We start from the raw sequence: 15,482 nt of genomic DNA on the forward strand, positions 1-15,482 counted from the left end.
CAATGGAGAAACAGCCACCGTCCGCGCCCGCATCTCGTCAGCGGCTCGACAAGTGGCTGTTCTTCGCGCGGCTGATCAAATCGCGCTCGCTCGCTCAAAAGGCGATCGAGTCCGGTCATGTCGCGGTCAATGGCGCTCGGGTGACGCAATCCTCCGCTCAAAATAAAGGCGGGCGATACGCTCGAATTGTCGCTGGAGCGGCGAGATATCGTCGTTCGCGTGCTCTTGCCTGGAACACGGCGGGGGCCTTACGAGGAAGCCCGCTTGCTTTACGAGGACCTGACGCCGCCGGCCTCATCCCCGAGACTCACGGCCTTCGAGCAGGCGACGCGCGAACGAGGCGCGGGGCGCCCGACGAAGCGGGAACGGCGCGAGACGGATCGCCTCAAGCCGGACCTCGGTGAGCAGGACGACTGAGCTCGCCAGCAGGCGGTTTCCGTGCCGTCGCGCCTGCGGAATCGACCGCATCCGCGGTTTTGGATCGAAGCAACCGAAAATCATCCCGCTCTAGAAAAACTCTGCCCGCTTCCCGGCAAATGGCGCATGGATTATTCTTGCAATGGCCATCCAAAGCCTTTACCTGACAAGCCACGTTGAGTGGCATTCGGGTCTCGTCCGGCAGCTATGCGCGCCGAACATTCCTAGCATGCATGGACGACGAGCATCACCATTGATTGCCGTCTGCCATCAAATGTGAGCATTGGCTGGAGTACCTCATGACGTATGTCGTGACCGACAATTGCATTCGCTGCAAGTATACGGACTGCGTGGAAGTCTGCCCGGTGGACTGCTTCTACGAAGGGGAGAATTTCCTCGTCATCCACCCCGATGAGTGCATCGATTGCGGCGTGTGCGAGCCGGAATGTCCTGCCAATGCGATCAAGCCGGACACCGAGCCGGGTCTCGACATGTGGTTGAAATTGAACGCTGATTTTTCCACGAAGTGGCCGAATATCACGGTGAAGCGGGATCCGCTGCCGGAGGCCAAGGAGATGGATGGCGTCGACGGGAAATACGAGAAGTATTTCTCCTCCGAGCCGGGACAGGGCGACTGACGCTAGTTGCCCGTGCTCGGTTCGCCGACGCTGACGAACGGATATAAAGCGAGGGCCGAAATCTGGGGAAATCCGGCCTCAGCCTCACAAGCGCGAGCACGGCAGCTTGATCGCTGCCATGCAGCAAATTATTGATTTGCGCACTTTTTTGTGATAGCTTCCCTTTACTGATCCACCGAGGGTGTTTTTGCGCGCCCGAAAACCATCACGAAAGCAAACGATCTCCACGGCGCGGCTCTTCCCAAATACGCAACGTACCGTTGCTTGCGACCGCGATACATGAGGCCGTTTGCGTTCCGTTGGACGGACCAGGATTGACCCCACCCGGCGGTATCCCCGTCTATCCCGGGCCTGACCGACCCGGCCCCGGCCTTTGAGAGGCCGGGTGCGCAATAGGGAGTTTTTGAAACGAATGACGACCCAGCAGAAAAAATCTTCAACGCGCCAAGGCTTCAAGACCGGTGAATCGATCGTTTATCCGGCACACGGTGTTGGCCAGATCGTCGCGATTGAGGAGCAGGAAGTCGCTGGCATGAAGCTCGAGCTTTTTGTCATCGATTTCGAGAAGGACAAGATGCGTCTCAAAGTGCCGGTGGCGAAGGCCGTCACGATCGGCATGCGCAAGCTGTCCGAAACCGATTTCGTCGATCGTGCGCTGAAGGTCGTGCAGGGCAAGGCACGCGTTAAGCGGACCATGTGGTCCCGTCGTGCCCAGGAATACGATGCCAAGATCAATTCCGGCGATCTCATCTCCATCGCGGAAGTGGTGCGCGATCTCTACCGCGCGGAAAACCAGCCGGAACAGTCCTATTCCGAACGCCAGCTTTATGAAGCCGCCCTCGATCGCATGGCGCGCGAAATCGCTGCCGTGAACAAGATGTCGGAAACGGAGGCGGTACGTCTCGTTGAGGCAAACCTGAACAAGGGGCCGAAGCGCGGCAAGGCCATCGACGACGAGGACACCCAGGACGAGGCCGCTTAAGCCACTGTCCCACGACGCTGCGCGTCTTAAAATCGGCGACGATTTAAGAAAACTGCGGCAAGACACGACCCAAAAGCCCGGCCCTTGCGCCGGGCTTTTTCTTTCCGCTCGGCTCGCGAGGCTATAGGCGGTGATCGTCTCTGGAGAGACAATATCCCGGAATCACTGCAAGCGAGGGAACTTTTTGCGCTGGCACGCGTTTAGGATGGCCGGTGCGAAGGTGTTCGCCTTTGCTGCTCGGACGGCCTTGGTTCTGTGATGTTTCACCGTTTCAGGTTCGTATCTTCGATTTAGGGCGCCGCATCGGTTCTTCAAGCACGACCATAGCGCTCGCCGTTCCTGTCGCCGGATGCTCCGACAAGCGTTTGGCCCTTCGAGTTCAATCGTTAACGGCGCCCGGCGCCAGCTACGGAGCGATCGATGAAGACCCTTACAGCAGACAGGCGCATGATCAAGATTGCCATGGACGCGCCCTATCTCGAACGGGAAGAGGAGCATGCGCTGGCGCAGGCCTGGAGGAACGACAACGATCAGGAAGCGCGCAACAAGATCGCCATGTCGCACATGCGCCTGGTGATCGCCATGGCGGCCAAGTTCCGCAGCTTCGGGTTGCCGATGAGCGACCTTGTCCAGGAGGGGCATGTGGGCCTGCTGGAGGCTGCCGCACGTTTCGAGCCAAGTCGGGAGGTTCGCTTCTCGACCTATGCCACGTGGTGGATCCGCGCATCGATGCAGGACTATGTCCTGCGCAACTGGTCGATCGTCCGCGGGGGGACAAGCTCGGCGCAAAAGGCGCTATTCTTCAACCTGCGGAGATTACGCGCGCGCCTTGCCCAGGGAGACAGGCAGCTGACCTCGCAGGCGGTGCATGAGGAGATTGCCGCAGCGCTTGGCGTCAGCCTTGCCGACGTACAGACGATGGATGCGCGCCTGTCCGGAAGCGATGCGTCGCTGCAGGCCCCCGTCGGTCACGGCGATTCAGACGGCGGCGAGCGGCTCGACTTTCTTGCGAGCGAAGCGCCGCTCCCCGACGAACAGGTCAGCGACATGATCGACGGCGAGCGCGCCCGGCGTTGGCTTCATATCGCGCTCGGCGAACTGAGCGAGCGCGAGATGAAGATCATCCGCGCCCGCCGTCTATCGGAAGACGGCGCGACGCTGGAGGAGCTCGGCGTCCACCTCGGCATCTCGAAGGAGCGCGTCAGGCAGATCGAAACCCGGGCGCTCGAAAAGTTGCGCGCTGCACTCGCTGCCAAGGCGCCGGCATTGACATCCGGCATACACTGACGACCATCGTGGCGCTTGCAGCGCCACGCGTCTTTTCAGACGCATGGCGCTGCTTAAATCGATTCCGATTTAAGGAACCATCCAGTAAGCCAACCAATTCAAAGAATTGCGCACTCGCCAGCCTGCCGGGTGCTACTCCGCAATGATCTTCACCTTGTCACCGGGCTTGACGGTGGAGGTGATCTGCATGGCGTTGATCAAGCGGAAGAGATCGAGTTTGCGATCCGTTCCCATCATCCGGGCGGCGAGCGTCGCCATCGTGTCGCCTGACCTCACAGTAACCACGCGGATCCGCAGCGGCTTCAGCGATTGAACCTCCGCCTGCGTCATCCGGCGGAAGGAGCCGCGCAACTGACTCGCCGTGCCTTCGAGCGCGCTTGATCCCTTGGGTACGGCGGTCAGGAAACGGTAGATTTGGTTGTCGATACGGATCACGGTGACATCGAAGTCCCAGCGATCGGCGGACGCCCGCGCCGTTGCAGCCTCGAGACCATTGACGGAGATCGGGCGAATTGTATCGGGCTGCAGGCCGGTCACCCAGCCGCTGGCGATGTAGTCGGTGAGGCTGCGCCGTGCCGTGTCGGCCACACCGTCAAAGCGGATGGCGATGTCGCCCGGGCCGGTCGCGAGCACCGCCTCGGCCTTGTTGTCGATCTGAAAGCCGACCGGAACGTCGAAGCGGATGCCGAGCTGGCCGTGCAGGAATGTCTGGCCGCGGACATAGCCCTCCTGCGGGCTGTCGCCGTAGAGAAGCCCGTCGATGCCGGCCAGATAGTAATCGCGCCCGCGATCGCCGATCGCGCTTTCGACGCCGAAGGCGCGCGCGTGCCGGCGCGCCAGCTCCACCCGCTGCGGGGCGTTCGGATGGCTCGACAGGAAGTCGAGACTCTGGTCGGATTCCGGATCGACCGCCGTGAAGCGGGCGTAGGCCGCCATCGAATCGAGGAAGCGGCCGGCGGCATAAGGGTCGTATCCCGCCTCTCCGAGCATGCGAACGCCGATCACGTCGGCCTGGAGCTCCTGATTGCGCGAGAAGGCGGCGAGCCGCAGCTTGCCGCGGGCGAGCGCCTGTTTTCCCGCCAGATTCGAGGAAAGCACCTCGGAGACGACCCGGCTCGCGATCACCTCGGCCTCTTCGCGCTGCTGGCGCTCGATGCCGTGGTTGGCGGTGACGTGCGCCATCTCGTGCGAGAGCACGGCAGCGACCTCCGAAGCGTCGTTGGCAAGAGCCAGAAGGCCGCGCGTGACATAAAGATAGCCGCCCGGGAGCGCGAAGGCGTTGATCGCCGGCGAATTGAGAATGGTGATGCGATAGGACTGCTGCGGATTTTCCGAAACCGCCGTCAGAGCGCCGGTGATGCGCGCCACCAGCCGTTCGGTCTTGGCGTCCTTGTATTCGCCGCCATAGCTCGCGACGATCCGCGGGTGCTCGCGCGCACCCAGCTGGGCGCGCGGATCGTTCTTCTGCACTTCCTCGACGATCTGCGGATTTGACGAGGGGGTGACGGTCGGCTCGTAGGCCTGTTCGATCATCGACTGGCAGGCCGACAGGAGCGTGGTCGCCAGGAATACAACCAATACTCGTGCGTTCTTGCCGCCGCGTCGCGTCGGAATCCGGCCGTCGATGACTGTCTGCCTAACCATGCCTCAGCCCGTTCCCCTCCGTCGGCGCGTGCCACAGCCCGAGCGCCGGCGTTGAAAAATCCTACCTTTTCAGCCGGATACAGCGCTCCAGCCTGGGTGTTCCAGCCATGATCGTGCTGTATCGATTTCAGCGCCGTCTGCCTAGCTGATCCCCGTAGAAATAGTTGCCCCGTGGTATCACAGCAACGGATGCGCGAACATCGCGCTGCCTGCGGATATTCCGCGCGTCGCACAGCGCGGCGGTCAAATTGTGGCGAACGGCGATTTTCGAGAATTCTCTGCAGCGCCGTGCGTCTCCTGGGCGCACAAAGGGCCGCTGTAACACTTCAAATTGCTGCATGTTCTTAAAATCGGCTCCGATTTAAGGAAACATGATTTGGCGAGACCGACCGGCCTCATTCGCGGCCGAGGAACCGGTTGATCGCCGTGACGTCGCGCCGTTCGACGAAGCGCTCGACTGGGTCATGCGCGATGATACGCCCCTGATCGAGAAAAAGCACGCTGTCGGCAAGTAGCTTCACGTCATCGGGATGATGCGTGATCATCAGGATCGTGTTGCCCTCCTCTGCATGGAGGTCGCGCAACAATTCGCGCATTTCCGCCCTCATACCCGGGTCGAGAGCGGCAAATGGTTCGTCAACCAGGAGCAGCGGACGGTGGCGCACGAGCGCGCGTGCAAGCGCCACGCGCTGGCGCTCGCCGCCGGAAAGCGTCGGCGGCAACCTGCCGCCGAAGCCGGCAAGGCCGACGCGCTTCAACGCATCGGCCACTTTCGCACGGTCGACGGCGGACAGACGCATTGTCGGGCTGATGCCGAGGCCGACATTGGTCGCGGCGTCCAGATGGGCAAAGAGGTTGTGTTCCTGGAAGATAACCGATACCGGGCGTTCCGCCGGCAGATGACCGGCCATCTCTTCTCCAAGAATGTGGACGTCGCCCCGTTCCGGTTCCTCGAAACCGGCGATGACGTTGAACAGTGTGGATTTCCCCGAACCCGATGCGCCTGTGACCGCGATGATCTGCCCGGCCGGAATCACGCAGTCGAACAGGAGTGTCGTCGTTTCGAAACGGACCTCGACGTCCTTGAGCATGACGGCCGCGGAAGGGGAGACTGTCGAGTTCATGCGTTTCTTCCTTCGCGCGCTCCATCCTCTCCCGCCGTGCCAAGCACGGTGAGGACCAGGCAGATGACGCCGAGCATCAATGCAAGCCCTACGGCGTCGGCGGTGCGGTAGCTTCCCATGCGGCTGTAGAGCAGCCAAGGTAAGGTCGTCATGTCCTGCGATCCGAACAGGGCCACCGCTCCAAGATCGCCGAGAGACAAGGCCATGGCGAAAGAGAACGCCATCAGGAGGGGTTTGCGCAGCGGCGGCCAGTCGATCCATCGCAGGCGATGAAAACCCACTATGCCGAGGCTTGCCACCAGTCGATCCGTGCGTGCCGTATGGGTGGCCATCGCCGGCGCGAGCACGCGGTAAACGAAGGGAAGCGCCATCAGCGCATTGATGGCGACGACGACGGCGGGGGCAAAACGCGCGACGTCGCCGAATGGTCGCAAAAGCAGGAACCAGCCCGCGCCGAGGACGACCGGCGGCACCAGCAGGATGAAGGAACTACTGGCGCTGATTGTGCCGGCAAGTCCGCGGGCAGCGGCCCCGGCGTGCCGTCGCATCAGGGCCACCTGCTGCGCCCGGATCATCACGGCCGTGGCCCCGACGGATACCGCAGCCGAAAGCAGGGCAATCACGGCACTGGTGGCGAGCGCGCGATGAAATGCCGGATCGCGGAGGAGCCTCGCCAAATCCGCCTGCAGGCCGGAATAGGCGATTGCGACGAACGGCAGGCCGACGAAGATGAGCGCAAGAATGAGCCAGAGCGCGTCGGCGAGCCGTGATCGCCCGCGCAAGCCGTCAAACCGCCTTATTGCCTTGCCGCTCGTTTCGCTCTCCTGCGGTGGCGGCGCAACGAACTTCAGAACGAGAAGCAGCGCGCCTGTCAACGCGATCTGCAGCCCGGAAAGGGCGATCGCCCGCGGAGGGTCGAAGTCGAAACGCAGCGCCTGATAGATCGCCACCTCGATCGTGCTTGCGGCGGGACCGCCGCCGAGCGTCAGCACAAGCGTGAAACTGGTGGCGCAAAGCATGAAGATCAGACCGGCGATGCCGGGCAGCAGTCCCCGGATCGCCGGCCATTCGATCAAGCGGAAGACCGCGGCCGAGGGCATTCCGAGATTTGCGGCAGTGCGCCAGTACTCTCCCGGTATCCGCTCGATCCCGGCAAGCATCAGCCTCGCCGCGAGCGGCATGTTAAAGAAGACGTGGGCGAGAAGAATGCCGAAGAGACCATAGATGCTGATCGGCTCCTCGAGCCCGAGCGCGACGAGGCCAGTATTCAGAAAACCCTGACGGCCCCAGACCTGAATGAGGCCGAGCGCCGCGACCAGCGCCGGCAGGCCGAGCGGCAGCGCCATCAGCCGAAGCAACCAGATGCGGCCGGGAAAAGATGCCTGGCGGGCGAGCGCGCGTGCCACGGGGATCGCAAAAAGGACGGAGAGGATCGTCGAGAGGCTCGCCTGAAGCAATGTGAAGCGGGTGACGCGCCAGACATAGGTGTCGAAGAGGGCGCCGGCATCACCGCCGCCGGATTGGGCGAGGAGGACGATGACGGCGAGGCCGACGAACAGCAGAATGCCGCCGAGGCTGAAAACCCCGGCGGCAATCGTCATCCGTTTTTCGGCAGCACCGGACAATCCCGCCTCAGTTCTTGCTCATGGCGGTCAGCCATTCGTCGATCCAGGCCTTGCGGTTGGCCGCGACTTCCTCGGAAGACATCAGAAATGTCTTTTCCGGATTGACGAGCTTGCCGAAGGCGTCCGGCAGCGGTTCCCTGGTTGCCGCCACCGGCATCATCCAGTTGGTCGTCGGAATGATCGACTGGAAGTCGGGGCCGGTCATGAACGCCAGAAACTCCTTGGCGAGTTCCGGCTCCTTCGCGTTCTTCGTCATGCCGGCCACTTCGATCTGGATGTAGTGCCCTTCGGCGAAGGAAGCGGCCTGATAGCGCTCGGTGTTTTCCGTCACCATGTGGTAGGCGGGCGAGGTGGTGTAGGAGAGCACCATCGGCGCTTCGCCCTTGGTGAAGAGGCCGTAGGCTTCCGACCAGCCGGGGGTCACGGTCAGCACGCGGTTCTTGAGCTTGGCCCAGGCGGCGGCGGCCTCCTCGCCATAGACTGACTTCACCCAGAGCAGCAGTCCCAGGCCCGGGGTCGAGGTGCGGGGATCCTCGATGACGATCTTTTGCGAAGGATCGCCCTCGACCAGTTCCTTCAGGCTCTTCGGCGGGTTCTTCAGCGTTTCGGTATCGTAGATCACGGCGAAATGGCCGTAGTCGTAGGGGACGAAAGTTTCGTCCGAAAAGTTGCCGGGAACTTTGACGGCGGAAGTGTCGAGGCCGTGCGGCGCGAAAAAGCCTGTCGCCTTGGCTTCCGCGACGAGGTTGGTATCGAGGCCAAGCACGATATCGGCCTTCGTTTGCTCGCCTTCGAGCTTCAGTCGGGTCAGAAGCTCGACGCCGTCGGCGACACCGACATAGTCGACGTCGCAGCCGCAGGTCTTCTCGAAGGCCTCGGCGACTTTCGTGCCCGGCCCCCATTCGGTGATGAAGCTCTCATAGGTGTAGATCGTCAGCTTCTTTTCGGCGGCGCTGGCGCCGAACGGCAAGGCTGCCGCGATTGCAGTTAGCGCAAGCCGGCTAAGCAATTTGGTGTAAAGCGGACTGGACATGACGGGCACCTCTCTCCCTCTGTTGATGTTGCGGGAAAAGGGCGCATCGGTCCGATCGCTTCTAATCCCTCCGCCGGTATGAACCGGATCAGGTTCCGCGGGTTGGCTTGAGCCTCTCAGCCTTGGTTCCGCAAGCGGACCGAGGCACCCCGTTAGAGCAGCAAAGATTTAGCTTTCGGCGGCAGGTCTGGCAAGCCGGGTTTCGGCGGAAACATTTGCCGTCCAAGCCATCTGCGCTATTAAACCAAACAACTGTCGGCGGCGTTTGTTCGCCTGCTGCGGCAATTCAACGTACAGCGTCCTTTGCGCGTCCAATCAGACGCGATGTAGCCGGGAGATACTCTCATGCCAGACATGCTCGTTCGCCTCTATGCCTTGCCTGAAAGGCGCGCTTCCCGGCTCGGGCCCGGCATCAGCGTTCGCCGGGCGATGGCTCCGGAACGCGGGATCGTGCTTGCCTGGATCGAAGAGCGGTTTGGCGCCGGTTGGGTCGGCGAGGCTGAAGCCGCCTTCTCGTCAATGCCGACCAGAATTCACATCGCCGTCCACGAAGGCCGCGTCGTCGGCTTCGCTTGCCATGACGTGACGGCGCTTGGCTTCTTCGGGCCGACGGGCGTCGAGGAAAGCATGCGTGGTCAGGGGATCGGCGAGGCGTTGCTCATCGAGAGCCTGATGGCGATGCGGGCCGCGGGCTACGGCTATGCCGTCATCGGTGGCGTCGGTCCCGCCGATTTCTATGCCCGTGCAGTCGGTGCCGTGGAGATACCGGATTCGACGCCCGGTATTTATGCGGGCATGCTCTTTCCCGGCGAGGCCCCGTCGGAAAGCTGATGCGCACCTTTGCTGCCGCAAAATGGCTTTCGGCCTTTAGAGCGGGATGAGGAAAAGTGCGCGGTTTTCCGCGCGCGTCCCGGTCTAACCCGTTAGAATCGATCACGGTTATGATTTTGGTCGATTCGACCCAAAATCATCGTGATCTGGTCGTGCCTTTGCGCTATGGGCTTCTGCCATGGCCCAATCGACCTTCACCATCCTTCTCGGCGGTACGCTCACCCGCACCGAGCGGCTTGCGAGCCAGCTTTCGGGTAGCCGCTTCATCGCGGCCGACGGCGGCATGCGCCACGCGAGCACGCTTGGCATCGTTCCCGAACTCTGGGTAGGCGATTTCGACTCGACCGACGATGCGTTGCTTGCCACGTTCGCCGAGGTTCCGCGTGAGAGCTATCCGGCGGCAAAAGGCGCGACCGACGGGGAGATCGCGGTCGAGGCTGCGGTCGCGCGCGGCGCAACGTCGCTGATCTTCGCCGGCGCCCTCGGCGGCACCAGAAGCGACCACGCCTTCCTGCATCTGCTGCGAGCCGTGGCGATCGCCGAAGAGGGGCTGCCGGCGCTAATGACCTCAGGCGAGGAGGAAGCCTATCCGCTGCTGCCCGGCGCACGGGAGATCGACCTGCCGAAAGGCAGCCTTTTTTCAATTCTCGGGCTCAGTGCGCTTTCCGGCCTTTCCATCGAAAACGCGCGCTATCCGCTCGACGGCTTCGCCTTGCCCTTCGGTTCCTCCCGGACCATTTCCAACATTGCGGAGGGACCGGTCCGCTTTTCCTTGAAATCCGGCCGGGCGGTTATTCTCGCCCGTCCCTATGATCTTTCCGGAGCCTGAAGCCTTGGCGCCACCCATTCTGAAGCTCGATGACATCTTCCTGACCTTCGGCGGCGCGCCGCTGCTTGCGGGCGCCAACCTGCAGGTCGAGCCTGGCGACCGCATCTGCCTCGTCGGGCGCAACGGCTCCGGCAAGTCCACGCTCATGAAGATGGCCGCCGGCCTCGTCGAACCGCAATCGGGCGAAATCTTCCGTCACCCGTCGGCGACCGTTCGCTATCTGCATCAGGCGCCGGATTTCGAAGGCTTCGACACCGTCCAGGCCTATGCGGAAGCGGGGCTCGGCCCGGGCGACGATCCCTATCGCGTCGCCTATCTGCTGCAGCATCTTGGGCTGACAGGCGAGGAGGATCCGAAGCGGCTCTCGGGGGGCGAGGCGCGGCGTGCGGCACTTGCCCGTGTGCTGGCACCGGAGCCGGACATCCTGCTCCTCGACGAGCCCACCAACCATCTCGATCTCCCGACCATCGAATGGCTGGAGGACGAACTCACCCGCAGCCGCTCGGCACTCGTGCTCATCTCGCACGACCGGCGCTTTCTCGAAAAGGTCTCGACGGCGACCGTCTGGCTCGACCGGGGCCAGTCGCGCCGGCTCGACCGCGGCTTTGGCCATTTCGAGGCGTGGCGTGACGAGGTGCTGGAGGCCGAGGAACTGGAGCAGCACAAGCTCGGCAAGGCGATCGAGCGCGAGGAGCATTGGCTGCGCTACGGCGTCACGGCCCGGCGCAAGCGCAATATGCGTCGTCTTGGCGAACTGCAGGACATGCGGACGCGTTATCGCGGCCACAAGGGGCCGCAGGGCACGGTGCAGGCTGCGGCGGCGGACGCCAAGGAATCCGGCAAGCTCGTCATCGAAGCGGAAAAGATCACCAAGGCTTATAGCGATCGCACGATCGTCGCGCCCTTCTCGATCCGTGTCCACCGCGGCGACCGGATCGGCCTCGTCGGCCCGAATGGCGCCGGCAAGACGACGCTGCTCAAACTTCTGACCGGCCAGATCGAGCCGGACTCCGGAACCGTCAAGCTCGGAACCAACCTCGAGATGGCGACGCTCGACCAGAAGCGCGAGGACCTGAACCTAGACGAGACGCTGGCGCACTACCTGACCGACGGCCGTGGCGACAACCTCCTCGTCAATGGCGAGCAGCGCCACGTCACCGGCTACATGAAGGACTTCCTCTTCCAGCCGGAGCAGGCCCGCACGCCGATCCGCGAGCTTTCGGGCGGCGAACGGGCGCGGCTGATGCTGGCGCGCATTCTGGCGCGCGCCACCAACCTTCTGATCCTCGACGAGCCGACCAACGACCTCGACATCGAAACGCTCGACCTCCTGCAGGAGATCGTCGCCGGATTCGCCGGCACCGTCATTCTCGTCAGCCACGACCGCGATTTTCTCGATCGTACGGTGACCTCGACCATCGCGCCGGCCAATCCGGAGGCGCCGGACGGCCGCTGGATCGAATATGCGGGCGGCTATTCCGACATGATGGCGCAGCGCAAAGGTGCGATCGAAGAGAGGCGGAAGGTCGAAAAGGCGGAAAAGGCAAAGTCGAGCGATGCTCCGGCTGCTCCGTCCGAAGCGCCAAAGGCCAAGGCCAAGCTCTCCTACAAGCAGAAGTTTGCGCTCGAAAACCTGCCGAAGGAGATCGCCAGGACCGAAGCCGAGATCGCCAAGCACGAAGAGAAGATGGCCGACCCCAATCTCTTTTCGAAAGACCCGAATGGCTTTGCAAAAATCGCCGCCGAACTGGAGAAGTTGAGGGAAGGGCTCGCGCGGATGGAAGAGGAATGGCTGGAGCTTGAAATGCTGCGCGAGGAACTAGAGGGCTGACCCCACAGCGCCACGCGTCTTATCAGACACGCAAAGGACGCTGCAGCACTCGCTCGTTGAACGGCTGCGTCGGATATGATAAGGAAAACTTATTATTCCGCTCATGAATGATTGTGATGCCGATAAAGATCGAATCCGAAACGATCGGGATGCTGTTGACTGATGTCTCCCGGCTGCTGCGCGGCGCGTTCGACCGGAAGGTGAATGCGATGGATCTCGGGATCACGCCCGGCGAGGCCCGCACGCTGATCCAGGTCGCGCTGACCGAAGGCATCAAACAGGCGGAAATCGCCACCCGGATGGGTATAGAACCGATGACGCTCTCGGCCTATCTCGACCGGCTCGAGGGGCTGGGACTGGTTGCGCGTGTGCCGGATCCGGCCGATCGGCGCGCAAAAAACGTCGTCATCACCGACAGCGCCGATCCGTTGTTGACGGAGCTTATGGCCGGGCTTCGCGAAATGATAAACGCCTATACCGCAGGTCTCGATGAAGCGGAGCGCGAAATGCTCTGCGGCAACCTCAGGATCCTGCGCGACAATCTCCGGCGGCTCGACCCCTGCCTCGCCGGCAAGGAAACCGGCAAGGAAAAAGGACCAGCCCAATGACGCTCAAGATGAGCGAACGGCGCACGAGCATCATCGGCGCGTTCCTGGTGGCGCTCGGCCCGGTCTCCATGGCGCTCTATACGCCAGCGATGCCGGAGCTCGTCCGCGCCTTTGCCTCGAGCGAAGCGGCGATCAAGATGACGCTATCGCTTTATTTCGGCGGCTTCGCTTTCGCCCAGCTCGTCTCGGGCACGCTCTCCGACGTCATCGGCCGCCGCCCGGCGACATTGATCTTCATGGCCATCTATCTTGCCGGCAGCCTGATGGCCGCCTTTGCACCCTCGGTCGGCGTGTTGCTGGCCGGACGCCTGGTGCAGGGGATTGGTGCCTCCGTCGGCATGACCGTGGCGCGCGCCATCGTGCGCGACCAGTTCACCGGCACTACGGCCGCCCGCATCATGAACATGATCGGGATGATGCTGGCGATCGGTCCTGCGGTTTCGCCGACGCTTGGCGGCCTTGCCCTCGGCCTCTTCGGCTGGCAGTCGATCTTCTTCCTGATGGTGGGCTTCGCGTTGATGGCCTGCTTCACCGTTCAGTTCTCCATGCTGGAAACGGTGACGCCCGACCGCAGCAAGGGGCGTATCGGGCCCATTTTCGCCGCCTATCGCGAACTCCTGAAGGACAGCCGCTTTCTGTCGTCGACGCTGGTGATCGCCGGGGCCGTCGGCGCGCTCTATGCACAGGCGACGATGCTGCCCTTCGTGCTGATCGGGCAAGTCGGCCTGACGCCGACCGAATTCGGTGTCGGCATGCTCATGCAGTCGGGCTTCTTCTTTTCCGGCACGGTCAGCGTGCGGCTGCTGATGCGGCGCTTCACCCCGCAGGCGCTCGTCCCCGTCGGCCTTTCTTTCATCGGTGCCGCCAGCGTTCTGCTCGCCTTCACCATGCATGCGCTCACGCCCGGTTTCCTGTCGGTGATGGCGCCGGTCGGCGTCTATGCCTTCGGCATCGCCTTCGTCATGCCTTACATGATGACCGCTGCCATGGTGCCCTTTCCGCATATCGCCGGCACGGCCTCCGCGATGATGGGCTTCATCCAGATGAGCGCGGGACTTCTCGGCGGCGCGCTTGCCGCCCTCGTCGGCGTGCCGGCGCTAGCGCTCGGCACGATCATCCCGGGCTTTGGGCTCGCCTCCATAGCCAGCTATTTCTGGTACCGCAAGACCGTTCGCCTGCGGCCGTTGTCCGCGCCGGCGGCCGCCGATGACGGGCTGCGCGAAGCGGCGGAATAGACTTCCATCCGAAACAGAAAGACCGCGGCAGATTGCTTTGCCGCGGTCTTTGATTTCAAACGATTCTGCAGCCGCTTCAGCGGTTGCGCGCGGCGAGGGTGCGCAGGCGCAGCGCATTGAGCTTGATGAAGCCGGCGGCATCCTTCTGGTCGTAGGCGCCCTGGTCGTCCTCGAAGGTGACCAGCTTGTCGGAATAGAGCGACTTCGGACTTTCGCGGCCGGTGACCATGACATTGCCCTTGTAGAGCTTCAGCGTCACTTCGCCTTCGACATGCTCCTGGCTCTTGTCGATCGCCGCCTGCAGCATTTCGCGTTCCGGCGAGAACCAGAAGCCGTAGTAGATGAGCTCGGCATAGCGCGGCATCAGCTCGTCCTTCAAGTGCGCGGCGCCGCGGTCGAGCGTGATGCTCTCGATCGCGCGGTGCGCCGCCAGCAGGATGGTGCCGCCGGGCGTTTCGTAGACACCACGCGACTTCATGCCGACAAAGCGGTTCTCGACGAGATCGATGCGGCCGATGCCGTTGTCGCGGCCGTATTCGTTGAGCTTGGCAAGCAGCGTCGCCGGCGACATGCGCACGCCGTTGATCGAAACCGCGTCGCCGCGCTCGAAGCCGACCTTGATGATGGTGGCCTTGTCGGGTGCGGCTTCCGGCGAAATCGTGCGCATATGCACGTATTCAGGGGCCTCCTGCGCCGGGTCTTCCAGCACCTTGCCCTCGGAGGAGGAGTGCAGGAGGTTGGCGTCGACGGAGAAGGGCGCTTCGCCCTTCTTGTCCTTGGCGACCGGAATCTGGTGCTTCTCGGCGAATTCCAGCAGGTCCGTGCGGCTCTTGAACGACCAGTCGCGCCAGGGCGCAATGATCTTGATGTCCGGGTTCAACGCATAGGCCGAGAGTTCGAAGCGGACCTGGTCGTTGCCCTTGCCGGTCGCGCCATGGGCGATCGCGTCGGCGCCGGTCTTCCTGGCGATGTCGATCAGGTGCTTGGAGATCAGCGGACGGGCGATCGAGGTGCCGAGCAGGTAGACGCCCTCATAGACGGCATTGGCGCGGAACATCGGGAACACGAAGTCCCTGACGAACTCTTCGCGCACGTCCTCGATGTAGATTTCCTTGATGCCGAGCATTTCGGCCTTCTTGCGCGCCGGTTCCAGTTCTTCGCCCTGACCGAGGTCGGCGGTGAAGGTCACCACTTCGGCGCCCAGTTCCGTCTGCAGCCACTTGAGGATGATCGAGGTGTCGAGACCGCCGGAATAGGCGAGAACGACCTTCTTCACGTCTTTGTGCGATGCCATGATGTTTGTCCGTCTGCTCTGGGAAGCGGCAATGCCGCGTGCAAAATCTGCGGCACTTTAGCCAGAACTTGAAGGGATACAAGCATTACAGCGGCGCCCGGCGA

At 62.8% G+C, this 15,482-nt stretch carries 13 protein-coding genes, 1 pseudogene and 1 riboswitch; of the genes and pseudogenes, 9 read left to right on the forward strand and 5 right to left on the reverse strand.

What is annotated here, in order from left to right; all coding sequences use genetic code 11:
* The first annotated feature begins 2 nt into the window (after window positions 1-2).
* The 4 genes and pseudogenes from QN224_RS18765 (at window position 3) to QN224_RS18780 (ending at window position 3,324) form a co-directional block, all read left to right on the forward strand.
* Window positions 3-417: pseudogene (locus tag QN224_RS18765) on the forward strand (RNA-binding S4 domain-containing protein).
* Window positions 418-716: 299 nt separating this feature from the next.
* On the forward strand, window positions 717-1,055 hold the full coding sequence (gene fdxA, locus QN224_RS18770) for a ferredoxin FdxA (RefSeq protein ID WP_283977908.1): 339 nt from the start codon (window positions 717-719) through the stop codon (window positions 1,053-1,055).
* Window positions 1,056-1,467: 412 nt separating this feature from the next.
* Window positions 1,468-2,037: a CarD family transcriptional regulator gene (locus tag QN224_RS18775; protein WP_173508686.1), complete on the forward strand. Its 570-nt coding sequence runs from the start codon at window positions 1,468-1,470 to the stop codon at window positions 2,035-2,037.
* A 420-nt stretch (window positions 2,038-2,457) separates the two neighbouring features.
* Window positions 2,458-3,324 carry an RNA polymerase factor sigma-32 gene (locus tag QN224_RS18780; protein WP_173508687.1) on the forward strand — a complete coding sequence of 289 codons (867 nt, stop codon included), beginning with the start codon at window positions 2,458-2,460 and terminating at the stop codon, window positions 3,322-3,324.
* 132 nt (window positions 3,325-3,456) lie between these two features.
* Here QN224_RS18780 and QN224_RS18785 read toward each other — a convergent pair whose 3' ends face one another.
* From QN224_RS18785 to thiB, 4 genes are all read right to left on the reverse strand, one after another.
* Window positions 3,457-4,968, reverse strand: a complete 1,512-nt coding sequence (locus QN224_RS18785) for a M48 family metalloprotease (RefSeq protein WP_173508688.1) — start codon at window positions 4,966-4,968, stop codon at window positions 3,457-3,459.
* Window positions 4,969-5,363: 395 nt separating this feature from the next.
* Window positions 5,364-6,092: an ATP-binding cassette domain-containing protein gene (locus QN224_RS18790; protein WP_283977909.1), complete on the reverse strand. Its 729-nt coding sequence runs from the start codon at window positions 6,090-6,092 to the stop codon at window positions 5,364-5,366.
* A complete protein-coding gene (gene thiP / locus QN224_RS18795) occupies window positions 6,089-7,717 on the reverse strand; it encodes a thiamine/thiamine pyrophosphate ABC transporter permease ThiP (RefSeq protein WP_283977910.1) in 1,629 nt (542 codons plus the stop codon). The genes QN224_RS18790 and thiP overlap by 4 nt, the downstream gene beginning before the upstream one ends.
* 7 nt (window positions 7,718-7,724) lie before the next feature.
* A complete protein-coding gene (gene thiB, locus QN224_RS18800) occupies window positions 7,725-8,750 on the reverse strand; it encodes a thiamine ABC transporter substrate binding subunit (protein ID WP_283977911.1) in 1,026 nt (341 codons plus the stop codon).
* A gap of 48 nt (window positions 8,751-8,798) precedes the next feature.
* A riboswitch (TPP riboswitch) is annotated at window positions 8,799-8,912 on the reverse strand.
* 183 nt (window positions 8,913-9,095) lie between these two features.
* On the opposite strand from thiB, the gene QN224_RS18805 reads away from it, so the two are divergent.
* The 5 genes from QN224_RS18805 to QN224_RS18825 all read left to right on the forward strand — a co-directional run bounded on the left by QN224_RS18805 (window position 9,096) and on the right by QN224_RS18825 (window position 14,084).
* A complete protein-coding gene (locus QN224_RS18805; RefSeq protein ID WP_173508692.1) occupies window positions 9,096-9,581 on the forward strand; it encodes a GNAT family N-acetyltransferase in 486 nt (161 codons plus the stop codon).
* Between the two features lie 178 nt (window positions 9,582-9,759).
* Window positions 9,760-10,410 carry a thiamine diphosphokinase gene (locus QN224_RS18810; RefSeq protein ID WP_283977912.1) on the forward strand — a complete coding sequence of 217 codons (651 nt, stop codon included), beginning with the start codon at window positions 9,760-9,762 and terminating at the stop codon, window positions 10,408-10,410.
* Between the two features lie 4 nt (window positions 10,411-10,414).
* Window positions 10,415-12,241, forward strand: a complete 1,827-nt coding sequence (locus tag QN224_RS18815) for an ABC-F family ATP-binding cassette domain-containing protein (protein ID WP_283977913.1) — start codon at window positions 10,415-10,417, stop codon at window positions 12,239-12,241.
* A 116-nt stretch (window positions 12,242-12,357) separates the two neighbouring features.
* A complete protein-coding gene (locus tag QN224_RS18820) occupies window positions 12,358-12,849 on the forward strand; it encodes a MarR family winged helix-turn-helix transcriptional regulator (protein ID WP_173508695.1) in 492 nt (163 codons plus the stop codon).
* Window positions 12,846-14,084, forward strand: a complete 1,239-nt coding sequence (locus QN224_RS18825; RefSeq protein ID WP_283977914.1) for a multidrug effflux MFS transporter — start codon at window positions 12,846-12,848, stop codon at window positions 14,082-14,084. The genes QN224_RS18820 and QN224_RS18825 overlap by 4 nt, the downstream gene beginning before the upstream one ends.
* 76 nt (window positions 14,085-14,160) lie before the next feature.
* On the opposite strand, the gene QN224_RS18830 is transcribed toward QN224_RS18825, so the two are convergent.
* Window positions 14,161-15,378 (reverse strand): argininosuccinate synthase, encoded by a 1,218-nt coding sequence (locus QN224_RS18830; RefSeq protein WP_283977915.1) that lies wholly within the window; start codon window positions 15,376-15,378, stop codon window positions 14,161-14,163.
* Window positions 15,379-15,482: the final 104 nt, after the last annotated feature.

The organism is Sinorhizobium sp. 7-81 (genome assembly GCF_030124405.1).
In the GTDB taxonomy this organism is placed as follows: domain Bacteria; phylum Pseudomonadota; class Alphaproteobacteria; order Rhizobiales; family Rhizobiaceae; genus Sinorhizobium; species Sinorhizobium psoraleae.

Coding starts and splice junctions, on each gene's coding strand:
- QN224_RS18785 (WP_173508688.1), bottom strand. CDS start 4,968: ATGGTTAGGCAGACAGTCATCGACGGCCGGATTCCGACGCGACGCGGC.
- QN224_RS18830 (WP_283977915.1), bottom strand. CDS start 15,378: ATGGCATCGCACAAAGACGTGAAGAAGGTCGTTCTCGCCTATTCCGGC.
- QN224_RS18775 (WP_173508686.1), top strand. CDS start 1,468: ATGACGACCCAGCAGAAAAAATCTTCAACGCGCCAAGGCTTCAAGACC.
- fdxA (WP_283977908.1), top strand. CDS start 717: ATGACGTATGTCGTGACCGACAATTGCATTCGCTGCAAGTATACGGAC.
- QN224_RS18825 (WP_283977914.1), top strand. CDS start 12,846: ATGACGCTCAAGATGAGCGAACGGCGCACGAGCATCATCGGCGCGTTC.
- QN224_RS18805 (WP_173508692.1), top strand. CDS start 9,096: ATGCCAGACATGCTCGTTCGCCTCTATGCCTTGCCTGAAAGGCGCGCT.
- QN224_RS18790 (WP_283977909.1), bottom strand. CDS start 6,092: ATGAACTCGACAGTCTCCCCTTCCGCGGCCGTCATGCTCAAGGACGTC.
- QN224_RS18810 (WP_283977912.1), top strand. CDS start 9,760: ATGGCCCAATCGACCTTCACCATCCTTCTCGGCGGTACGCTCACCCGC.
- QN224_RS18820 (WP_173508695.1), top strand. CDS start 12,358: ATGCCGATAAAGATCGAATCCGAAACGATCGGGATGCTGTTGACTGAT.
- QN224_RS18780 (WP_173508687.1), top strand. CDS start 2,458: ATGAAGACCCTTACAGCAGACAGGCGCATGATCAAGATTGCCATGGAC.
- thiB (WP_283977911.1), bottom strand. CDS start 8,750: ATGTCCAGTCCGCTTTACACCAAATTGCTTAGCCGGCTTGCGCTAACT.